General features: G+C 69.2%; 13 protein-coding genes and 1 pseudogene. 6 read left to right on the forward strand and 8 right to left on the reverse strand.

The window, feature by feature from the left end; all coding sequences use genetic code 11:
- Positions 1 to 81: 81 nt before the first annotated feature.
- Positions 82 to 1,260, reverse strand: coding sequence for an AI-2E family transporter (locus F0U63_RS11505; protein ID WP_395845933.1), 1,179 nt, complete (start codon positions 1,258 to 1,260; stop codon positions 82 to 84).
- A gap of 230 nt (positions 1,261 to 1,490) precedes the next feature.
- Here F0U63_RS11505 and xdhA point away from each other — a divergent pair, with 230 nt between their 5' ends.
- From xdhA to F0U63_RS11520, 3 genes are read left to right on the forward strand one after another with little or no spacing between them, the layout of a single operon-like run.
- The gene (xdhA, locus tag F0U63_RS11510; RefSeq protein ID WP_395845934.1) at positions 1,491 to 2,942 is read left to right on the forward strand and encodes a xanthine dehydrogenase small subunit; all 1,452 of its coding nucleotides are present in this window, start codon (positions 1,491 to 1,493) and stop codon (positions 2,940 to 2,942) included.
- A 5-nt stretch (positions 2,943 to 2,947) separates the two neighbouring features.
- A complete protein-coding gene (xdhB, locus tag F0U63_RS11515) occupies positions 2,948 to 5,317 on the forward strand; it encodes a xanthine dehydrogenase molybdopterin binding subunit (protein WP_395845935.1) in 2,370 nt (789 codons plus the stop codon).
- A 30-nt stretch (positions 5,318 to 5,347) separates the two neighbouring features.
- Complete coding sequence (locus F0U63_RS11520; protein ID WP_395845936.1) at positions 5,348 to 6,301, forward strand: alpha/beta hydrolase; 954 nt, start codon at positions 5,348 to 5,350, stop codon at positions 6,299 to 6,301.
- Positions 6,302 to 6,310: 9 nt separating this feature from the next.
- Here F0U63_RS11520 and F0U63_RS11525 read toward each other — a convergent pair whose 3' ends face one another.
- Together F0U63_RS11525 and F0U63_RS11530 are read right to left on the reverse strand one after the other, a co-directional pair.
- On the reverse strand, positions 6,311 to 7,021 hold the full coding sequence (locus F0U63_RS11525) for a heme oxygenase (biliverdin-producing) (protein WP_395845937.1): 711 nt from the start codon (positions 7,019 to 7,021) through the stop codon (positions 6,311 to 6,313).
- Entirely contained in the window at positions 7,018 to 7,248 is a 231-nt protein-coding gene (locus F0U63_RS11530) for a hypothetical protein (RefSeq protein WP_395845938.1), read from the reverse strand. Before F0U63_RS11530 ends, F0U63_RS11525 begins: the two co-directional genes overlap by 4 nt.
- Positions 7,249 to 7,395: 147 nt before the next feature.
- On the opposite strand from F0U63_RS11530, the gene F0U63_RS11535 reads away from it, so the two are divergent.
- Together F0U63_RS11535 and F0U63_RS11540 are read left to right on the forward strand one after the other, a co-directional pair.
- A complete protein-coding gene (locus F0U63_RS11535) occupies positions 7,396 to 7,968 on the forward strand; it encodes a GNAT family N-acetyltransferase (RefSeq protein WP_395845939.1) in 573 nt (190 codons plus the stop codon).
- Positions 7,969 to 7,990: 22 nt separating this feature from the next.
- Positions 7,991 to 8,821 (forward strand): pseudouridine synthase, encoded by an 831-nt coding sequence (locus tag F0U63_RS11540; RefSeq protein ID WP_395845940.1) that lies wholly within the window; start codon positions 7,991 to 7,993, stop codon positions 8,819 to 8,821.
- A 236-nt stretch (positions 8,822 to 9,057) separates the two neighbouring features.
- On the opposite strand, the pseudogene F0U63_RS11545 reads toward F0U63_RS11540, so the two are convergent.
- A pseudogene (locus tag F0U63_RS11545) lies at positions 9,058 to 9,687 on the reverse strand (polysaccharide deacetylase family protein); the annotation flags it as partial.
- Between the two features lie 124 nt (positions 9,688 to 9,811).
- Here F0U63_RS11545 and F0U63_RS11550 point away from each other — a divergent pair.
- Positions 9,812 to 13,060 carry a glycoside hydrolase family 3 protein gene (locus tag F0U63_RS11550; RefSeq protein WP_395845941.1) on the forward strand — a complete coding sequence of 1,083 codons (3,249 nt, stop codon included), beginning with the start codon at positions 9,812 to 9,814 and terminating at the stop codon, positions 13,058 to 13,060.
- Between the two features lie 72 nt (positions 13,061 to 13,132).
- Here the strand turns inward: F0U63_RS11550 and F0U63_RS11555 are convergent, their stop codons facing one another.
- The 4 genes from F0U63_RS11555 to F0U63_RS11570 all read right to left on the reverse strand — a co-directional run bounded on the left by F0U63_RS11555 (position 13,133) and on the right by F0U63_RS11570 (position 19,846).
- The gene (locus tag F0U63_RS11555) at positions 13,133 to 14,473 is read right to left on the reverse strand and encodes a hypothetical protein (protein ID WP_395845942.1); all 1,341 of its coding nucleotides are present in this window, start codon (positions 14,471 to 14,473) and stop codon (positions 13,133 to 13,135) included.
- Positions 14,470 to 16,449, reverse strand: coding sequence for a hypothetical protein (locus tag F0U63_RS11560; protein WP_395845943.1), 1,980 nt, complete (start codon positions 16,447 to 16,449; stop codon positions 14,470 to 14,472). Before F0U63_RS11560 ends, F0U63_RS11555 begins: the two co-directional genes overlap by 4 nt.
- Positions 16,450 to 16,535: 86 nt before the next feature.
- Entirely contained in the window at positions 16,536 to 17,870 is a 1,335-nt protein-coding gene (locus F0U63_RS11565) for a hypothetical protein (RefSeq protein ID WP_395845944.1), read from the reverse strand.
- Positions 17,867 to 19,846 carry a hypothetical protein gene (locus tag F0U63_RS11570; protein WP_395845945.1) on the reverse strand — a complete coding sequence of 660 codons (1,980 nt, stop codon included), beginning with the start codon at positions 19,844 to 19,846 and terminating at the stop codon, positions 17,867 to 17,869. The genes F0U63_RS11565 and F0U63_RS11570 overlap by 4 nt, the downstream gene beginning before the upstream one ends.
- Positions 19,847 to 19,848 lie beyond the last annotated feature (2 nt).

Here is a 19,848-nt window from a genome sequence, read left to right on the forward strand (position 1 = left end):
TCCCTTTCCCCCCGCACGCACGAGGGCTCCCGGGCGACAGGCGTCGCGGCCGGGAGCCCGGGATGAAGCGCGCGAGCGGCCTCAGTGGGAGCGCGCGTCCTCGGTCGCGTGGTGGGAGTGGGCCTCGGAGGCCTCCCACTCCTCGCCCTCGGCCAGGGTGGGCGCGTTGCTCGTGGGGGGCGTGGGCGGCGCGCCGGGCCGCTCGTTGGGCCGGCCGTAGTCGCGCTCGTAGATGCGCACCACGGTGAGGAAGAAGGCCAGGATGAGCGGCCCGAGCAACAGGCCGATGGCGCCGAAGGCGGCGAGGCCTCCGAGCAGCGAGAAGAAGACCAGGGCGCCGTGCATGTTCATGCCGCGCTTGGCCAGCAGCGGCTTGACGATGTTGTCGGACAGGCCCACCACGACGACGCCCCAGGCGGTCAGGAAGATGGCCATGGCGGGATGGCCCGTGGCGAGCAGCAGCAGGGCGGCGACGATGCACACCGCGGCGCCGCCGATGGCGGGGATGAGGGCGAAGAGGAACGTCACCGCCGCGAAGAAGACGGGGACCGGCACGCCGGCGATGAGGTAGCCCACCAGCGCCGCCAGCGCCTGCACTCCCGCGGTGGCCAGGGTGGACGTGAGCACCGAGTGGGTGACGCGGCGGAACTCGGTGAGCAGTTCCGTCGTCTGCCCGCGCCGCAGCGGCGACACGCTCTCCACCCACGCGACGAGCTTCTCGCCATCCACGAGCAGGAAGTAGAGCGCGATGAGCATCATCGTCACCTGGAGCGCCACGCTCCCGGTGGCCATCACCACCCCACCCACCGTCTGGGCCGCCGCGGCGCCCTGGGCCGACACGTGATCCTGCACGGTCTGCCACACGCTGGCGCTCTCCGTCTGGAAGCGGTCGAGCATGCGCGTGGCGGGTTCCCGCAGGGACTCGGGCACATACGCCAGCAGTCCCTCCAGGCCCCGCTGGTTGATCACCCCGGTGATGAAGTTCACCCCCTTGATGACCTCGGAGACGATGAAGGCGGTGAGGGCGGCGATGGGCGAGAGCAGCGCCAGGATGATGCCCACCACGATGACGCCCGCGGCGAGCCCCTGCCGGCCCCGGAAGCGCCGCGTCAGCCAGTTCTGCAGGCCGTTGAAGGCACCCGCCAGCACCGCGGCCAGGAAGAACGCTTCGAAGAAGGGGCGTACGACGAGCCCCACCAGGGCGATGGACAGCAGGATGAGCCCGATGAAGACGCGGCGGGCTCCTTGTTCGGTGGCCATGAGGGCACAATGCGAACGGTCCTCGCCGCGCGGTAGGGGCGGGTGTCATGCCATGGCTCGTTGTGTCTGGTTGCCCGGCGGGCTTCCACTCCGCGTCCTTCCTCGAACCGGTGGCTGGAGTGTTTACCTTCCGTCATTCATGACGGGAGGCGCGAAGGGGGATGCGCCCGCGCGCGCCGTAGTAGGCTCGCCCCTCCCGGCCTTGCCCGGCGGGGACCTCCAGGAGGCCCATGGAACGCCTGCGCTTCTTCTTGAACGACCGCCCCATCGAGGAGACGGGGATCGCGCCCACCACCACGCTGTTGCGCTACCTGCGCGACCGGGTGCACCTCACGGGCACCAAGGAGGGCTGTGCCGAGGGAGATTGTGGTGCCTGCTCGGTGGCCGTCCTGGAGCAGGATGGCCAGGGGGCGCCCACGCTGCGCGCGGTGAACGCGTGCCTGCTGCTGCTGCCCATGGTGCAGGGCAAGCGCGTCTACACGGTGGAGGCCCTGCGCGAGGGCGGCGAGTACCACGTCGTCCAGGAGACGCTGGCGCGCACGCTGGGCTCGCAGTGCGGCTACTGCACGCCGGGCATCGCCATGTCGATGCTGGAGGCCTGTCACCGCCGCGACCTGGACGAGCCCTGGAAGCTGGACGCGCAGATGTGCGGCAACCTCTGCCGGTGTACCGGCTACCGGCCCATCCGGGAGGCCGTGCGCGAGGTGGCCGGCCTGCGCCCCGGGGATCGCTTCGCCCGGGCGCTCGCCGAGACGCAGCCCGAGCCCATGGCGCTGGCGTACGAGTCGGGTGCCCAGCGCTTCTTCACCCCGGACTCGCTGGAGGCGCTCTGGGACGTGCTGGAGAAGCACCCCACGGCGCGCTTCGTGGTGGGGGGGACGGACCTGTCGCTGGAGGTGACCAAGCGCTACGCCGAGCCGCCGCTCCTGGTCTCGCTGGAGGCCGTGCCCGAGCTGCGCGTGCTGGAGCCGCGCGGCGGGGGGCACCGGCTGGGCGCCACGGTGCGGCTGACGGACGTGGAGGACTACGCGCGCGCGGTGAGCCCGCCCCTGGAGCGGATGCTGCGCTACTTCGGCTCGCGGCAGATCAAGAACCGCGCGACGGTGGGCGGCAACCTGTGCACCGCCTCGCCCATTGGAGATATGGCGCCGGTGCTGCTCGCGCTCGGGGCCGAGGTGGTGCTGCGCTCGCGCGCGGGGGAGCGGCGGCTGCCGTTGGAGGACTTCTTCGTGGGCTATCGGCGCACGGCGCTCGCGGCGGGCGAGGTGCTCGCGTACGTGGACGTGCCGGCGCAGCCCGAGGGAGCGCGCTCCCTGGCGTACAAGGTGTCCAAGCGGCGCGAGGCGGACATCAGCAGCGTGTCCGCGAGCTTCCGGGTGGTGGTGGACGGGGAGGGCAAGGTGGCCGAGGCGCGGCTGGCCTATGGCGGCATGGCGGCCACGCCCGCGCGCGCCCGGCGCACCGAGGCCGCGTTGGTGGGCCAGCCCTGGACGGAGGCCAGCGTGGAGCAGGCACTGCCCCGGCTGCGGGAGGACTTCCAGCCGCTGTCGGATCATCGCGGCTCGGCCTGGTATCGCGCGCAGCTGGCCGAGAACCTCCTGCGCGGTTTCTTCCATGAAACGCTCTCCACGCCGATGCCACGGCTCGCGGAGCGTCACTCGGCCACGGTTCAGGTGAGGTGACCCGGATGAGCTCGCTTCCTTCGTCTTCCCCCGATTTCGCCTCCACCCCCGAGGGCGTGCCGGCCCGCTCGCCCCTGCATGCCCCGGCCCCGCATGAGAGCGGTCTGCGGCACACGAGCGGTGAGGCGCTCTACGTGGACGACATGCCGGAGCCGCGCGGTCTGTTGACGGGGCACCTCGTCACCTCGCCCCATGCGCATGCGCGCCTGCTCCGGGTGGACGCGACGAAGGCCCGGGCCCTGCCGGGCGTGGTCGCGGTGCTCGTGGCCGGGGACATTCCCGGTCACAACCAGGTGGGCCCCGTCATCCAGGACGAGCCCTTGATGGCCGACGGCGAGGTGCACTTCGTCGGACAGACGGTGGCGCTGGTGCTGGCGGAGGGGGCGAGCGTCGCCCGCCGGGCCGCCGCGCTGGTGGAGGTGGAGTACGAGCCGCTGCCCGCGCTGCTCTCGATCAAGGCGGCGGTGGAGGCGGGGGCCTTTTTGTCCGAGCCACACGTCATCCGCCGGGGTGGGCCCGAGGACGCGCTCGCCACCGCGCCGGTGCGTCTGTCCGGCGAGTGCGTGACGGGGGCGCAGGATCACTTCTACCTGGAGACGCAGGTGACGCTGGCGGTGCCGGGCGAGGACGGCGCGGTCCACCTGTGGTGCTCCACCCAGCACCCCACCGAGGTGCAGACGCTGGTGGCGGAGGTGCTCGGCGTGGGGCGGCACCAGGTGGTGGTGGAGGTGCCGCGCATGGGCGGGGGCTTTGGCGGCAAGGAGACGCAGGCGGCGCCCTTCGCGTGCCTGGCGGCCCTGGGCGCGCGGGCCACGGGACGGCCGGTGAAGGTGTGGCTCAACCGGGACGAGGACATGGCGCGCACCGGCAAGCGCCACCCCTTCTGGGGACGCTATGACGCGGGCTTCGATGAGACGGGGCGGCTGCTCGCGCTCAAGGTGGAGCTCGTCTCCGATGGCGGGTGGAGCACGGACCTGTCGCGGGCGATCCTCGATCGGGCGCTCTTCCACCTGGACAACGCGTACTTCGTGCCGGCGCTCGAGTTCACCGGGCGGGTGGCGCGCACGAACCTGCCCTCCAACACGGCCTTCCGCGGCTTCGGTGGGCCCCAGGGCATGTTCGTGATGGAGGAGGTGCTCAACCACGCCGCCGAGCGGCTCGGGTTGGATCCCGCCAGCGTGCGCGAGCGCAACTACTACCGCGACGCCCCACACGACCTCACTCCGTATGGCCAGCCGGTGGTGGGCAACCGCCTGCCGCGGCTGCACGCGGAGCTCCTGGCCTCCAGCGACTACGCCCAGCGGCGCGCGGAGATCGAGGCCTTCAATGCCTCGTCGCGCTGGTCGAAGCGGGGCATCGGCTTCCAGCCGGTGAAGTTCGGCATCTCCTTCACCACGGGCTTCCTCAATCAGGCCGGGGCGCTGGTGTCGGTGTTCACGGATGGCAGCGTGCAGCTCAACCATGGCGGCACGGAGATGGGGCAGGGGTTGCACACGAAGATGCGGGCCGTGTGCGCGCACGAGCTGGGCGTGCTCCCCGAGCGCGTCCGGGTGATGCACACCGCCACGGACAAGGTGCCCAACACCTCCGCGACGGCGGCCTCTAGTGGCGCGGACCTCAATGGCCAGGCGGTGAAGCAGGCGTGCGAGGTGATTCGCGAGCGGCTGCGCCCGGTGGCCGCGCGGTTGTTGAAGCTGGAGTCGCTCGGGGACCAGGCGGCGATCGCGTTCTCCGGAGGCCAGGTGTTCCACGCCGCGCGTCCCCTGCGCACGGTGCGCTTCGCCGAGGTGGTCCATGCCGCCTACCTGGATCGCGTCTCCCTGTCGGCCACGGGGTACTACGCCACGCCGGACATCACGTATGACCGCTCGACGGGGCGTGGCAAGCCGTTCCACTACTATGCCTTTGGCGCCGCGGTGGTGGAGGTGGAGGTGAGTGGCCTCACCGGCGAGCACCGGGTGCTCCGCGTGGACGTGCTGCAGGACGTGGGCACCTCGCTCGTGCCGAGCATCGATCGGGGCCAGGTGGAAGGCGGCTTCATCCAGGGCCTGGGCTGGCTCACGAGCGAGGAGGTGCTCTTCGACGCGAAGGGGCGGCTCGTCACGCACTCGCCGGACACGTACAAGATTCCGGCGGTGGGGGACGCGCCCGAGGACTTCCGCGTCCACCTGCTGGAGCGCGCGCCCCAGGACAACACGATTCACGGCAGCAAGGCGGTGGGGGAGCCCCCCTTCATGCTGGCCCTGGGCGCGGTGACGGCGCTGCGCCAGGCCATCGCCGCCTTCGGTCCTCCACGCACCCCGGTGTCGCTCGCCTCGCCCGCCACGCCCGAGGCCATCCTCCGCGCGGTGGCAACCGCTCGGGCCGCCAGTTAGACAAGGGCTCTCTCCACCCCCGAGGAGCCCATGTCGTCCAGACACCTTGTCGATCCCGAGTTGTTGCCCGTGTTGGACATGTTTCCGGTGCTGACGCTGACGCGCGAGGCGCTGCCCCAGCAGCGAGCGATGGGGGCCCAGTCGTTGTTCGCGGCGCCCAAGGTGGTGGTTCCCGAGGTGGAGACCGTCGAGCGCCGCGTTCCGGGTCCGGCGGGAGCGCCCGAGGTCCGCGTGCTCGTGTACAAGCCCCGGGCGGCGGGGGCGCGGCGGCCCGCGCTGCTGCACATCCACGGAGGTGGCTACATCCTGGGCTCGCCCGACATGTCGGATGCGCGCAACGCGCCGCTCGCCAGGCAGCTCGATTGCGTCATCGTCTCGGTCGACTACCGCCTGGCGCCCGAGACGCCCTTCCCGGGTCCGGTCGAGGACTGTTACGCCGCCCTCAAGTGGTTGCATGCGAATGCCGACGAACTGGGCGTGGACGCGCGGAGGATCGCCATTGGTGGCGAGAGCGCGGGGGGTGGGCTCGCCGCGGCGCTGGGGCTGCTCGCGCGTGACCGGGGTGAGATCCCCATCTTCTTCCAGTGGCTCCTCTGCCCCATGTTGGATGACCGGACGGTCGTCCGGGAAACATCACCCATGGTGGGCGAGTTCGTGTGGACGCGGGCCTCGAATCGCTTCGGGTGGACGAGCCTGCTCGGCCGCGAGCCGGGAGGCGAGGGCATCTCGCCCTACGCCGCGCCTGCCCGGGCCGAGAGCCTCGCGGGCCTTTCGCCCACCTTCCTCAACGTGGGCTCGTTGGATCTCTTCCTCGAGGAGAACATCGAGTACGCGCGCCGGCTGGCGTGCGCGGGGGTGCCCGTCGAGTTGCACGTGTACCCGGGCGGGTTCCATGGCTTCGAGATGGTCGGCCAGAGCCGGCTGGGGAAGCAGTCGCAGCACGACGCCACCGAGGCGCTGCGGCGCGCGTTGTCGCGCGCCTGAGGGACGAGGCTAGGCCCCGAACGCGCCGCGCAGGGGCGTGAGGGCCTGGAGCCACCCGCTTCGGCCCTCCTCGCGCGCTTGCCTCTCCTGGGGCAGGCCGCGGCCCAGCATGTCGAAGAGCGCATACACGCCGCGCACGGCGCGCGAGGCCTCGTGGAGGAGCGCCTCGCGCGCGCTCGCGCTCAGGGTGAGCTGATCCAACGTGTCGAGCAGGTGCGCGCGGTAGGCCTCGCCGTCCAGGTGGGTGGCGTGGCGCAGGAAGACCGTCCCCGCCGAGCCCCGCAGTCCGAGCGTCCGGGCAACGCCGCCGCCCGTCTGTCCCTGGCCGGGCAGGGCCGTCGCGTAGAGCGCCCAGGCATGCGCGGCCAGCAACTCCGGCGCCTCGTCGCACAGCAGCCCCAGCCGCTCCACGGTGGGGGCCGCGTCCTGGCGGTGCGCGCTCGCGTACCAGCTCGGGCCCAGCAGGGCGCTCAGGTCGTCCTGCAGCAGCTCGTTGCACCACAGCTCGGGCAGGCACAGCGGGCCCACCACCGGGTGCTGGCGGTGCCACATGAGGGCCCACTCCAGCTCCGCGTAGATGGCCTGGAGGCAGGACAGCCAGCGCACATAGGCGCCGCGCTCCAACGTTCCGCGCGCGAGCCTCCGGGCGAACGCCGTCCCCGCCACCGCGCGCAGCTCCTCGGCGGTGGCTCGCCGCAGCAACTCCGTCAGCGGGCTCATTGCTTCCACTCGCTGGAGGAAGTCACCGGCGCGGCCTCCTTCTCCGCCACACCCGACAGGGCCCGCAGCGCGTCGCCCATGGTGTGCCACGTCGCATGCAGCGTGTCCGCGTCCAGGCGGATCGTCATCGGCCCGAGGCTCAAGTGGATGTGCCCGCACGAGCAGCGCGCCACTTCCGCGCTGGGTCCACGGGCCAGGAGGGTGCGGCAGCAGGTGGGCGGGGGCATGCGGTTCTCCTCGGCGTTCGCCGTTGTTGATTCTGATTATTAATTTCAAAATCAAGATGCACCGGAACGGGGGTGGAGTCAATGGCCCGCGCGCCGGAGTGTGAACGGGGCTTCTCCCCGGAGGGGCGGGCGTGTCAGCTTGTGCCCATGTTGCTGACCGCTCCGCTGACCACGTCCCGGCTGTTGCTGCGCGAGTTCGAGGAAGAGGACTGGCGCTCCACCCATCCCTACGAGTCCGACCCCGAGGTGATGCGCTACCAGTCCCATGACGTGCGCACGCCGGAGCAGAGCCAGGAGTACATCCGCTGGGTGAGGGCCCTGGCACGGGAGACGCCCCGGCGCGTGTATGACCTGGCGGTGGTGACGCGCGAGGGGGGGCGGCTGCTCGGGCGCTGCGGCATGCGCATCACCGATGTCGAGCAGCGCGAGGGTACGCTCTGGTACATCCTCCATCGCTCCGAGTGGGGCCGGGGCTACATCACCGAGGCGGCCGAGGCGCTGCTGGACTTCGCCTTCGGCCCGCTGGGTCTGCACCGGATGTTCGGGGACTGCGACCCGCGCAATCCCGGCTCCTTCCGGGTGATGGAGAAGCTGGGCATGCGCCGCGAGGCTCACTTCCGGGAGAATGCCTTCATCAAGGGCGAGTGGTGTGACTCGCTCATCTACGCGGTGCTGGACCATGAGTGGCGGGCCCGGGCGGCGGCCCGCGTGGGCGGGTAGCGGAGGGGCGAGGGGAGCGCGTATGGCGAGGAAGCCGAAGGTGCCCCGGTGGTTGGAGGCCGCGCGCCGGCGTCAGGCGCCGGTGCCGGAGGGGGAGCGCGCGGAGTGGCTGGCCCGGGCATTGGGCCGGGCGGGGGTGTTGCCCCGGGTAGAGGCGGAGCGGGCCATTCGCGAGGGGCGGGTGGAGGTGGACGGGCGGGTGGAGCGGGATCCCTTCGCGCCGGTGCATGCGCGCGGCGAGGTGCGGCTGGACGGGCGGCCGTGCGAGTTGGGGACGCGCACGCGGGTGTTGATGTTCCACAAGCCCGCGGGCGTGGTGGTGCACGGCAATGATCCGGAGGGCGTGGGGACCGTCTTCGAGCGGCTGCGGGACGTGCTTCCGCCGGAGCTGCGGGGCTACGAGTGGTACGCGGTGGGGCGGTTGGACCGCGACACCACGGGCCTGCTGCTCTTCACCAACGAGGAGCGTCTGGTGGCGCACGTGACGTCCCCGGAGACGCACCTGCCCAAGCGCTACGTGGCGCGGGTGGAGGGCCTTCCCTTGGAGGCCGCGCTCCAGCGGCTGCGCGAGGGGCTCGTGCTCGACGATGGTCCGACGCGGCCGGCGGAGGCGCGGTTGCGTGCTCCCGGGTGCGTGGAGCTGGTGCTCACGGAGGGCCGGCACCATCAGGTGAAGCGGATGCTCGCGGCGGTGGGGCACCCGGTGCGCGAGCTGCACCGCGAGGCGGTGGGTCAGGTGTCCCTGGACGTGCCGCTGGGCGGCTGGCGTGAGCTTTCCGAGGCCGAGGTGGTGGAGGGGCTCGGCTTCGCGCCGGGGAGCGCGAGCAGCTCGGACACGGTCACGAAGCGGTAGCCCTGGGCGCGGAGCTTCTCCAGGACGAGGTCCACGGCCTGGAGGGTGCCCGGCTTGTCTCGGCCCCCATCGTGGAACAGGAGGATGGAGCCGGGCCGGACGGAGGCCATGACGCGGGACGTGAGCAGCGCCACGTCCTGGGTCTCGTCGTCCCGGGGCACCACGTCGAAGAGGATGTCCTTGCGGTGGCCGCGGGCGAGCAGCCACGGCAGGACGAGCAGCTTCTTGCCGTAGGGGGCGCGGAAGAGGATGTCGCCCTGGACGCCCACCGCGCGCAGCAGGGCGTCCGTCTTGTCGATCTCCTGCCGCACGTAGGACGGCGACTTGAAGATGAGCCGGTGGTGCGAATACGAGTGGTTGCCCAGCTCATGTCCCTCGTCGAGGGCCCGGGCCGCGAGCTCCGGGTGGCGTGCGAGGTTCTGTCCCACCAGGAAGAAGGTGGCCTTCGCGCCGTGCCGTTCGAGGATGTCGAGGAGGGCCTCCGTCTGACCGGGCTTCGGCCCATCATCGAAGGTCAGCGCCACGACGCGTTCCGTGGTGTCCACGCGGGCATGGAGTTCGCCGAATACCTGGAATGTCCATGAGCGTGAGAGCTGCCACGCGCCCGCCAGGAGGACCAGCACGCCCAGTGGTATCGCTCTCACCCAGCGCATCCATCGTTTCCGCGTCATGGGTCCGCTCCCATTGCAGGAGCCGCGCCGCGACACGCTCCGAGGAAGCGCCGTGCCCATGTCTCCGCATGGCCGCACCGGTGGTGGGGCTTCGGGGCCGTTTCGAGGCAGGTCAGCCACACCTTCAGTTGGCCATGAGTCAATGCATGGAAAACCAGATGGCGCGGCGGGTGGGGTTTTGACTCCCTGCGCCATCCTTGCGTGGGATTGTTTTTACTTCTACGTTCGCCCCCCCGCGTTGGCTTGCCACGGCTGGCAGGGAGCCTCCATTCCCTCGCATCCGCGGAATCCGCGCGCCCCCGACACACTGGAGCTGGACATGCAACGGTTGTTCTCGCGGCAGAAGCGTCTTTCTCTCGCCGCCCTGCTTCTATTGCCACTCGCGGCCTGTAACCCCGATCCCACTCCGGGGCCCGACGACGCGGGCACCAACCCCCCTCCCACCGACGCGGGCTCCGACGCCGGTACCCCCGATGACTGGCCGGCCATCCAGAGCGCGATCCCCAAGGACGCCGAGCTCGAGAAGCGGATCGACACCCTGCTCTCCAGCATGTCGCTCGAGGAGAAGGTCGGGCAGATCACCCAGGTGGAAATCTCCAACGTCACCCCGGACGAGGTGAAGCAGTACCACCTTGGCTCCGTGCTCAATGGCGGTGGTGCGTGGCCCAACGCCAAGAAGGACTCCACGGTGGCGGAGTGGAACGCGCTGGCCGATCAGCTCTGGGCGGCCTCGATGGATCCGTCCAACGCCCACCAGATTCCCATCATCTGGGGCGTGGACGCGGTGCACGGGCACAACAACGTGAAGGGCGCCACCATCTTCCCGCACAACATCGGCCTGGGCGCCGCGAACGACCCCGAGCTGGTGAAGCGCATCGGCGAGGTGACGGCGCGAGAAGTGGCCCAGACGGGTCTGGACTGGGCCTTCGGGCCGACGGTCGCCGTCGTGCGCGATGACCGCTGGGGCCGCACCTACGAGGGCTACTCCGAGGACCCCGCCATTGTCGAGGCCTTCGCCGGGAAGATCGTCGAGGGGCTCCAGGGCCAGCTCGGCAAGGACGCGAAGGCGAACGAGAAGGTGATCGCCTCGGTCAAGCACTTCCTGGGCGACGGCGCCACGAACGAGGGCAAGGACCAGGGCGTCACCCGGGTGACGGAGAAGCAGCTGCGCGACATCCATGGCCGCGGCTACTTCACGGCGCTCGCGGCCGGTGCGCAGACGGTCATGTCCTCGTTCAGCAGCTGGCAGGACGCGGCCCAGGGCGAGACCGCCAAGGCCTACAAGATGCACGGCAACAAGTACCTGCTCACGGACGTGCTGAAGACCAAGATGGGCTTCGACGGCTTCGTCGTCTCCGACTGGAACGGCATCGGGCAGATCAACCGGACCAACAGCGACTCGCCCCGGGATTGCACCAACGGGGACTGCCCGCAGGCCATCAACGCCGGCATCGACATGGTGATGGTGCCCTACCGCACCGATTGGAAGCCCTTCATCACCAACACGATCGCCTCCGTGAAGAATGGGGAGATTCCCCAGGAGCGCCTGGATGACGCGGTCCGCCGCATCCTGCGCGTGAAGCTGCGCCTGGGCCTCTTCGAGAAGCCCAAGCCCTCGGAGCGCAACGCCTCGCGCGAGATTGGCACCGCGGAGAACCGGGCCGTGGCCCGGGAGGCGGTGCGCAAGTCGCTGGTGCTCCTCAAGAACAACGGCGGCCTCCTGCCCCTGGCCCGCTCGGCCAAGGTGCTCGTGGCGGGCAAGAGCGCCGACAGCCTGTCGAACCAGTCCGGTGGCTGGTCCCTCACCTGGCAGGGCACGAACAACACCAACGCCGACTTCGGCGGCGGCACCACCCTGTGGCAGGCCATCCAGAAGATCGCCCCCAACGCGAAGCTGGACACCAGCGAGACTGGCACCCAGGCGGACGCGAGCTACGACGTCGCCGTGGTCGTGATTGGCGAGACGCCCTACGCCGAGGGCAATGGCGACATCGGCAAGACCAAGACGCTGGAACTCTCCCGGCTGCGCCCGGAGGACTACACGCTGCTGCAGAGCCTCAAGGCCAAGGGCGTGAAGAAGATCGTCACGGTGCTCTTCTCCGGCCGTCCGCTCTACACCAACAAGGAGCTCAACGCGTCCGACGCCTTCGTCGCCGCGTGGCTGCCGGGCACCGAGGGAGAGGGTCTGACGGACGTGCTGTTCCGCAAGGCCGATGGCACCATCGACCACGACTTCCACGGCAAGCTCTCCTTCTCGTGGCCCAAGGCGCCCTGCCAGGTGGCGATCAACAAGGGGGATGCGAACTACGATCCGCTCTTCGCCTATGGCTACGGCCTGACGTATGCCCAGGCCCAGGAGCTGGGCGCGTTCGAGGAGACGACCCAGATCAACGGCTGCGGCGTGGCGCCGGGAGACGGGAGCACCACCAACCTCCCGCTGACCCTCTTCGAGCGCGGCAACGAGGATGGCTGGGTGATGCGCATCGGCGCGCCCTCCAACTGGGGTGGCATCGACGTGCTGCAGGGCACCAGCAACACCACGAGCCTGGCCCCCAATGAAATCAGCGTCACTCCGGTGGACGACCAGGGCGGGCTCCAGTGGGCCGCGGTCCACGTCAAGTTCAGCGGCACGGGGCAGGTGTACATGCAGAACAAGAACGGCAACGAGGGCCGCAACCTCCAGCCCTACCTGAACTCCAAGGGCGCGCTCGTCTTCTCGGTGAAGGTGAACACGGCGCCGAGCGCCCAGGTGAACCTGTCCACGCACTGCATCTACCCGTGCCAGGGTGAGATCCAGATCACCGAGACCCTCAAGGGCCTGGCGGGCAAGGGGTGGACCGAGCTGGCCGTTCCGCTCCAGTGCTTCGCGGACAAGGGGCTGGACTTCGGCATCGTGAACTCGCCCTTCCTGCTCTACACCTCGGACACGCTGGACGTGACGCTCGCCAGCATCCGCTGGGAGCCGAACCGGGCGGGCAACGTGGGCTGCACGAGCACGCCTCCCGTGACGCCCATCGCCATCACCGAGGACAAGGACGCCTACGTCGACGGCGTGTCCGACACCGCGCTCTTCGCCACGCCCAACGGGTGGACCAGTGGGACGACGGGGACGTTGACGGTGAATCCCGCGTTCGACATTGGCGGGGGCAAGAAGGTCATCGACGTGGTGATGAAGGGCCTCAAGGAGGGCGGCGGCAACGGCGGTATCGCCTTCGGGGTCAAGGAGCCGAACCTGCTGGACGTGTCGGCCATCGCCGAGACGGGCGGCGTGGAGTTCGAGGTGCGGGTGCTCGACTACGGCCTGACCACCCAGGACTTCTGGGTGAAGAGTGTCTGCGACCGCAAGCCGGACTCCTGCACGACGGGTGACTTGAAGAACCTGCTGGGACACCCGGAGGTGGGGACGTGGACGACGGTGAAGATGCCGTTCTCCAGTTCGGCCTACCCGGCCACCTGGAACAAGACCAAGGTCAGCGCGGTCTTCGAGATGCTGCCCGCCTGGGGTGATCAGGGCGGCGACATCCACTTCCAGGTGCGCAACGTTCGCATCAAGAAGCAGCTCCAGTAGCCCTCACGGGTGATCGCGGGCCTGGCCGGCGCGTCATGCGGCGCCTGGCCAGGCTCGCGGGTCCCATCCTTCTCAGGAGCGGTGCCGTTCGGCGACGCGGTAGAGCTGGGTGAGGGAGAAGTCCAGCAGCGACTGGCACGAGCGCATGTAGCGTGAGGCCCGGAGGAAGGGCAGCCAGGCGCGCCCACCCACGAGCACCTGGGTCTCCTCGAGTTTCTGGCGCGGAATCCACTGGCCGCCCAGGTGGCGTACGAGCACTTCGCCCAGGTACGCGCCAAGGGCGGGCACCGCGTGCGCGTCGATGTGTTTCCGCTCGAAGACTCTCGGAAACTCCTCGTGCCAGAAGTGGAAGTCCACGTCCGTCAGGGACTCGGGGGAGGTGTCGAAGACGGAGGGCACCTTCGAGTGGAGCAGCGCCACGAGGAGTTCGGCGAGATAGCTGTAATGCGCGCGAGCCCGCTCCGGGTCGTCCATGTCCGGCGGTAGTGCGGAGTCCGAGGGGAGCCACTCGTCTGGCTCGGGCGGGCGCCACGCGTTGAGTTCAGCGATTTTCCGCTGGCGCTCGTGAAAGGCGACGCTGTCCACCACGCGAGAGAGGAGCGGGGCCACATCCGGGTGGAAGCGGGGCTCCACGGGAGCCAGCGTGGCGCTGCGCTCGCGCAGGGCGTGCAGCACGGTGTCGAAGTCCAGGTCCGGCCGGAGGTGCGTGTGCGCGCGGGCCTGGGCCTCACGAGCCTCATCACTGGCGAAATCCGCGGCGGTGGGGGAGAGCACCAGGAGGACGGAGCCATTGGGTAACTCCTCTACCCGCCAGGCGGGAGTGGAGAGCATGCGCTCGCGGCCGACAGCTTCCACCAGCTTCGGACCGAACACATTGAGCCAGGACACCTCGTAGATTTTATCGAACCCGTCTCGAATGGAGGTCTGCATCTCGCGTCCAAAGTTGGGAGCGCCAGACAATTGGTTGTCAGCCAGACCATGAGCCAAGGCATGGGAAATCAGATAGCGCGAGGCCCAGGTTCGTACCAATTCCACGAGTTGGCGACACCGCTCCTCTTCCGCGAAGAAGGAGAGCGGTTCTACCTTGAGCAAGATGTCCAGTTTGGGAGGGGTTGTTGGAAAGTAGAGACTGAGCGTCATGCTCAACGCGGGCCATTTCGTGCGATAGAACCCGATGGTTGTCCCTCTTTCGTGGCGTTGCTCCTCCAGGGCCTTCCAGATGGCGGCGCGGGCATACTTGCGTCGTCTTTTGCCCTCGATGACGTCCGGCATCCAACCGTCCGCGTACTTCTCGAGCATTTGGAATAGGGGTTCCAATTCGCTCGCTAGTGCCGCCTGTGTGTCGAAGGCACCGTCGAAGGTGAGCAAGAGGCTGTCCTCCGCCTTCAAGTCTTCAAATTCCAACACCTTCATTGGAACAGTACCTCTACTCCTGGAAGTGCGTTCTTGGTTGCGCTCACGGCCCTGTTCACCTCGTTGGTGTCCTTGGGCAGGAGTTGTCCGCCCTCGTAGACGAGGCGAACCTTTGAGACAGGTACCTTGCTTCCCTCGCGGAGAAGAAGCTGAAGGGAGTCGCGGCGGATGTCCAGAGTCTCTCCGTATTTCTTTAGAGCTTCCCTCGCGTCTTCCATGATCTGTGCTTCGAGAGCCATACCTTTCAGCCCCGAGAGATTGCGGCTCTTGAAGCTCAACGTCTCGACACGAGGTGGCCGACCGGCGAGTTCGCCCGTTTCAATGACGAGCACGTCCGCGAAGCGCAGGCCGGTGTCCGGTTTCATCACGCCGACGTACCTCTCGATACGCGGCTGATCGAAGTCCCCGAGGAAACGGCGCTGGGCCCGGGGCAGTTGTGCGTCGGCTTGCAGTACCTCCACCATGAGGCGTTCGAAAGCCAGCCCCCGGTTGAACCACCCCCGCATGGACTCGTAGGGCTCCCAGCGCAGCGGCCCTTTGGTTGCCGTGCCCTGCCGTAATTCTCCGAGGCGCCTCTCGTAGTAGGCGACGTACTCGGGCCAGCGTGGGTTGCCCTCGGCGCCGGGAGGCGGAGCTTCCACGGAGGGACGTTGCTGCTCCAGCACCGCAACGTCCCTGGGCAGGCGCGGGCCCGTGGCCTCCAACTCCACCAACGCCAGCCGGGCCTCCAGCACCTCGCGGGTGAGGCCCACCCCCTCGTCCACCAGCGAGGCCAGGCTCTCGGGGCGCCCCGTGCCAACGGCTCTCCTCGTCGAGGAGCCAGTGGCCTCGGGTCTGGCCTTGGACATTACCGCCTGGGCCCTGGCCACATCCCCTCGGGCCTCGCGCAGCGCCAGCGCGGCGTCCATGCCTCCCACGGCCACGAAGCGGCCCGCCTCGCGGCTGGCTTGGATGTCCCGGGCCAGCTCCCGCAGCCCGTCCACCCCCAGCCGTGCATTCCACTGCCGCACCACCTCCTGCAGGGCTGACAGGCGCGGCTCGGACACGGCACGCAGGCCCTTGCCGCCGGCGTACAGCGCCCCCACCAGCAGGGCGGGTGCCAGCTCGCGCGTGGCCTGCTCGTACTGGCCCTGGGACAGCGAGGCGAGGCCGTGGCCGGTGCTGACACCCAGGTAATAGAAACCCAGGGGCACGCCGAAGGTGAGCGAGTCGAAGCTGCCCAGCGCCACGCGGCCCGGGGCGAAGTGCTGCCAGGCCAGGGCGAGCTCCACCTCGTGCAGGGCCTGGCGGTAGGGGGGAGGCAACTGCTCGCGCCGGGCGCTCAGCTCCAGGTAGCGCTGGCCGTCAATGGCCAGGCTGGTGGCGAGGGCGTCCCGAGCGGCGCGGCCCAGGCCCCGCAGCACGTCACCGGCTCGCTCGCTCCGCTCGGGGAAGGCGGACAGCGGAAGGCCGCGGCGTTTCAACTCCTCGCGCACGGTGGGCATGAGCCCCAAGGTCTGGCCCAACAGCTTGTCGCGGGCCAACAGGCGCAACAGTGTGTCCAGCTCGTCGTCGTGCGTCGAGTGCAGCACGTAGAGGGCGAACACCTCGGCATAGGCGAGGCCATAGCGCTCGGTGACGGCGAGGAGGAAGGAGGCGCGCTTGCGCTGGAGGATGCCGACGGCGTCCTCGCGCACGGGCCCCAGGGCCCCCAGGCGCACCGCGCTCCAGTCATCCAGAGCCTCCAGCAGCTGGGGCATGTCCACGCGCTGCTGCAGGGCGACGTACTCGGCGGGTGAGCTGCACGAGAGGAAGGGGGCGAGCCGTGGCTCCGCCTCGCTGAAGGAAAGGGTCGCTCCACCACACGCGTGCGCGCACCCCCTGGCGAGCGGAGCGCTGGTGGCACACCCGGTCAGCAGCAGGAGTCCCGCCGTGAGCAGGAGCGCCAGGCCCACGCGGTTCATCACGAGCGGGCGGGCGGACAGGGGGCGGTGCATGCGGCCCCGGACATAGCACCGTCCGGTGAGCTGCTGGCATCCTCACGGCTCGTCGATGCTGGAATGGGGTATCCGTCCCTTCATGATTAGTGCCTCTCGGCCGAGCGGTAGAGCTGGGTGAGGGAGAAGTCCAGCAGCGACTGGCACGAGCGCATGTAGCGCGAGGCCCGGACGAAGGGCAGCCAGGCGCGCCCACCCACGAGCACCTGGGTCTCCTCGAGCTTCTGGCGCGGAATCCACTGGCCGCCCAGGTGGCGTACGAGCACCTCGCCCAGGTAGGCGCCGATGGCGGGCACCGCGTGCGCGTCGATGTGTTCCCGCTCGAAGACTCGCGGAAACTCCTCCTGCCAGAAGTGGAAGTCCACGTCCGTGAGGGACTCGGGCGAACTGTTGAAGACGGAGGGCACCTTCGAATGCAGCAGTGCCACGAGGAGTTTGGCGAGGTCGCCGTAATGCGCGCGAGCACGCACCGGGTCGTCCACGTCCGGCGGTAGTGCGGAGTCAGCGGGGAGCCACTCGTCGGGCTCGGGTGGTTGGTACGCGTTGAGTTCGGCGATTTTCCGCTGGCGCTCGTGAAGGGCGGCGCTGTCCACCACGCGAGAGAGGAGCGGGGCCACATCCGGGTGGAAGCGGGGCTCCACGGGGGCCAGTGTGGCGCTGCGCTCACGCAGGGTGCGCAGCACGGTATCGAAGTCCAGGTCCGGACGGAGGTGCGTGTGCGCGCGGGCCTGGGCCTCACGAGCCTCGTCGCTGGCGAAGTCCGCGGCGGTGGGCCAAGTCACCAGGAGGACTGAGCCATTGGGCAACTCCTCCACCCGGTGGGCTGGTGTGGAGAGCATGCGCTCGCGGCCGACGGTTTCCACCAGCTTCGGACCGAACACATTGAGCCAGGACACCTCGTAGATTTTGTCGAACCCATCCCTCCTCGCGGTCTTCTCGTCGCGGCCGAAGTCTGGAGCGCCAGACAACTGATCGTCCGCCTGGCTGTGGGCAGCTGCATGGGTGACCGGGTAGCAAGAGGCCCAGGCGCGTACCATCTCCACGAACCTCTGGCAGCGCTCCGTTTCCGCGAAGAATGAGAGCGGCTGCACTGTGAGCATGAGGTCCAGCACGGGCGGACGAGGTGGGAACCAGAGCCTCAGTGACATCTCCAACGCGGGCCACTTCGTGCGGTAAAGATAACCAACCGTGGTCCTTTCGCTGCGCTGTTCTTCCAGTGCTTTCCACAAGGCAGGGGCGGAATATTGGACCTGTTTCTTGCCACTGATGACGTCGGGCATCCACTCGCCGGCGTACTCCTCAAGAGCCCTGATAAAAGGCTCCAGCTCTCTGTTCAGTGCCACTCGCGGGTTGAGGGCACCTTTGAACGTGAGTCGGAGGCGATCGTCAGCCTTCAGATCGTGGAACTCCAGCACCTTCATTGGAAGAACACCTCCACCTCCGGAACTGCGTCCTCAGTTACGTCCACTGCTCGCTTCAACTCTTTTACATCCTTGGGTTTGAGTTCGCCCCCTTCATAGATGAGGCGTACTCTCGGGACTGTCACTTCGCTACCTCCACGAAGGATGGGCTGGAGGGAGTCGCGGCGGATGTCCAGCGTCCCACCGTATTTTCGCAGGGCTTCCTCTGCATCAGCCGTCATTTGTGCTGTCAATGCCTGCTCATTCATCCCCGAGAGATTTCGACTTTTGAAGCTCAACGTCTCGACGCGGGGTGGCCGACCGGCGAGTTCGGCTGTTTCAATGACGAGTACATCCGCGAAGCGCAGGCCGGTGCCTGGCTTCATCACGCCGACGTACCTCTCGATACGGGGCTGGTCAAAGTCCGCGAGGAAACGGCGCTGGGCACGGGGCAGTTGTGCGTCGGCTTGCAGTACCTCCACCATGAGGCGCTCGAAGGCCAGCCCCCGGGCGAACCACCCCCGCATGGACTCGTAGGGTGCCCAGCGCAGAGGCCCGTCAGTCGCCGTACCCCGCCGGATTTCCCCCAGGCGCTTCTCGTAATAGGCGACGTACTCGGGCCAGCGCGGGTTGCTCTCGGCTCCGGGCGGAGGAGCGTCCATCGCGGGACGTTGCTTCTCCAGCACCGCGACGTCCTTGGGCAGGCGTGGGCCCGTGGTCTCCAACTCCACCAGCGCCAGCCGGGCTTCCACCACCTCTCGGGTGAGGCCCACCCCCTCGTCCACCAGCGAGGCCAGGCTCTCGAGATGCCCCGTACCGCCGACTCTCTTCGCCGGAGAGCCCGTGGCTTCGGCCCTGGCCTTGGACATTACCGCCTGGGCCCTGGCCACATCCCCCCGGGCCTCGCGCAGCGCCAGCGCGGCATCCATGCCTCCCACGGCCACGAAGCGGCCCGCCTCGCGGCTGGCTTGAATGTCCCGGGCCAGCGCACGCAGCCCGTCCACCCCCAGCCGTGCATTCCACTGCCGCACCACCTCCTGGAGGGCCGGCAGTCGCGGTTCGGACGGGGTACGTAGGCCCTTGCCCCCGGCGTACAGCGCTCCCACCAGCAGGGCGGGGGCCAGCTCGCGCGTGGCCTGCTCGTACTGGCCCTGGGACAGCGAGGCGAGGCCGTGGCCGGTGCTGACACCCAGGTAATAGAAACCCAGGGGCACGCCGAAGGTGAGCGAGTCGAAGCTGCCCAGCACCACGCGGCCCGGAGCGAAGTGCTGCCAGGCCAGGGCGAGCTCCACCTCGTGCAGGGCCTGCTGGTAGGGGGGAGGCAACTGCTCGCGCCGGGCGCTCAGCTCCAGGTAGCGCTGGCCGTCAATGGCCAGGCTGGTGGCGAGGGCGTCCCGAGCGGCGCGGCCCAGGCCCCGCAGCACGTCACCGGCTCGCTCGCTCCGCTCGGGGAAGGCGGACAGCGGAAGGCCGCGGCGTTTCAACTCCTCGCGCACGGTGGGCATGAGCCCCAAGGTCTGGCCCAACAGCTTGTCGCGGGCCAACAGGCGCAACAGTGTGTCCAGCTCGTCGTCGTGCGTCGAGTGCAGCACGTAGAGGGCGAACACCTCGGCATAGGCGAGGCCATAGCGCTCGGTGACGGCGAGGAGGAAGGAGGCGCGCTTGCGCTGGAGGATGCCGACGGCGTCCTCGCGCACGGGCCCCAGGGCCCCCAGGCGCACCGCGCTCCAGTCATCCAGAGCCTCCAGCAGCTGGGGCATGTCCACGCGCTGCTGCAGGGCGACGTACTCGGCGGGCGAGGTGCAGGAGAAGAAGGGGGCGAGCCGTGGCTCCGCCTCACTGGAGGACGGGGCCGCTCCACCACACGCGTGCGCGCACCCCCTGGCGAGCGGGGTGCTGGTGGCACACCCGGTCAGCAGCAGGAGTCCCGCCGTGAGCAGGAGCGCCAGTCCCATGCGGGTCATCACGAGCGGGCGGGCGGACAGGGGGCGGTGCATGC

Origin of the sequence: Cystobacter fuscus (genome assembly GCF_044360685.1) — a bacterium.
Lineage (GTDB): Bacteria > Myxococcota > Myxococcia > Myxococcales > Myxococcaceae > Cystobacter > Cystobacter fuscus_C.

Bases quoted from the DNA above. Each gene is read 5' to 3' on its own strand.
- F0U63_RS11505 (WP_395845933.1), bottom strand. From the start codon at position 1,260: ATGGCCACCGAACAAGGAGCCCGCCGCGTCTTCATCGGGCTCATCCTG.
- xdhA (WP_395845934.1), top strand. From the start codon at position 1,491: ATGGAACGCCTGCGCTTCTTCTTGAACGACCGCCCCATCGAGGAGACG.
- xdhB (WP_395845935.1), top strand. From the start codon at position 2,948: ATGAGCTCGCTTCCTTCGTCTTCCCCCGATTTCGCCTCCACCCCCGAG.
- F0U63_RS11520 (WP_395845936.1), top strand. From the start codon at position 5,348: ATGTCGTCCAGACACCTTGTCGATCCCGAGTTGTTGCCCGTGTTGGAC.
- F0U63_RS11525 (WP_395845937.1), bottom strand. From the start codon at position 7,021: ATGAGCCCGCTGACGGAGTTGCTGCGGCGAGCCACCGCCGAGGAGCTG.
- F0U63_RS11530 (WP_395845938.1), bottom strand. From the start codon at position 7,248: ATGCCCCCGCCCACCTGCTGCCGCACCCTCCTGGCCCGTGGACCCAGC.
- F0U63_RS11535 (WP_395845939.1), top strand. From the start codon at position 7,396: ATGTTGCTGACCGCTCCGCTGACCACGTCCCGGCTGTTGCTGCGCGAG.
- F0U63_RS11540 (WP_395845940.1), top strand. From the start codon at position 7,991: ATGGCGAGGAAGCCGAAGGTGCCCCGGTGGTTGGAGGCCGCGCGCCGG.
- F0U63_RS11550 (WP_395845941.1), top strand. From the start codon at position 9,812: ATGCAACGGTTGTTCTCGCGGCAGAAGCGTCTTTCTCTCGCCGCCCTG.
- F0U63_RS11555 (WP_395845942.1), bottom strand. From the start codon at position 14,473: ATGAAGGTGTTGGAATTTGAAGACTTGAAGGCGGAGGACAGCCTCTTG.
- F0U63_RS11560 (WP_395845943.1), bottom strand. From the start codon at position 16,449: ATGCACCGCCCCCTGTCCGCCCGCCCGCTCGTGATGAACCGCGTGGGC.
- F0U63_RS11565 (WP_395845944.1), bottom strand. From the start codon at position 17,870: ATGAAGGTGCTGGAGTTCCACGATCTGAAGGCTGACGATCGCCTCCGA.
- F0U63_RS11570 (WP_395845945.1), bottom strand. From the start codon at position 19,846: ATGCACCGCCCCCTGTCCGCCCGCCCGCTCGTGATGACCCGCATGGGA.